We start from the raw sequence: 681 nt of genomic DNA on the forward strand, positions 1-681 counted from the left end.
TATGAAAAAGATATACGGCTCGGCGTCTGAGGCGCTGGAGGACGTGTTGCGCGACGGGATGTTGATCGCGGCCGGGGGGTTTGGGCTCTGCGGCATTCCGGAATTGCTGTTGTCGGCGATCCGGGACGCGGGCACGAAGGATCTCACCTTTGCCTCCAATAATGCCGGCGTTGACGATTTTGGCATCGGCATCCTGTTGCAGACCCGGCAGGTGCGCAAAATGATCTCGTCTTACGTGGGAGAGAACGCGGAATTCATGCGTCAATACCTCAGCGGAGAGCTTGAGCTTGAGTTCAACCCGCAAGGCACGCTGGCCGAGCGGATGCGCGCGGGGGGCTGCGGAATTCCTGGGTTTTACACCAAAACCGGCGTCGGCACGGTGATCGCGGAAGGCAAGGAACACAAGGATTTCGGCGGCGAGACCTATATCCTGGAGGAGGGCATTTTCGCCGATCTGTCGATCGTAAAAGCCTGGAAAGCGGATGAAACCGGCAATCTGGTCTTCCGCAAAACCGCCCGTAATTTCAACCCGCCCGCAGCGATGTGCGGACGCATCTGCGTGGCCGAAGTCGAGGAAATTGTGCCGCTGGGAACGCTCGACCCCGACAGCATCCACCTGCCGGGCATCTACGTGCACCGCCTCATCAAGGGCACGCATGAAAAACGTATCGAACAGAGAAC

1 protein-coding gene is annotated in these 681 nt (G+C 58.9%); it reads left to right on the forward strand.

Going from position 1 to position 681, the window contains the following annotated elements:
• Position 1: 1 nt before the first annotated feature.
• A partial coding sequence (locus Q0802_RS24675) for a CoA transferase subunit A (RefSeq protein WP_298922663.1) occupies positions 2-681 on the forward strand: 680 nt, incomplete at its 3' end.

The organism is uncultured Roseobacter sp. (assembly GCF_947495275.1).
GTDB lineage: Bacteria > Pseudomonadota > Alphaproteobacteria > Rhodobacterales > Rhodobacteraceae > Roseobacter.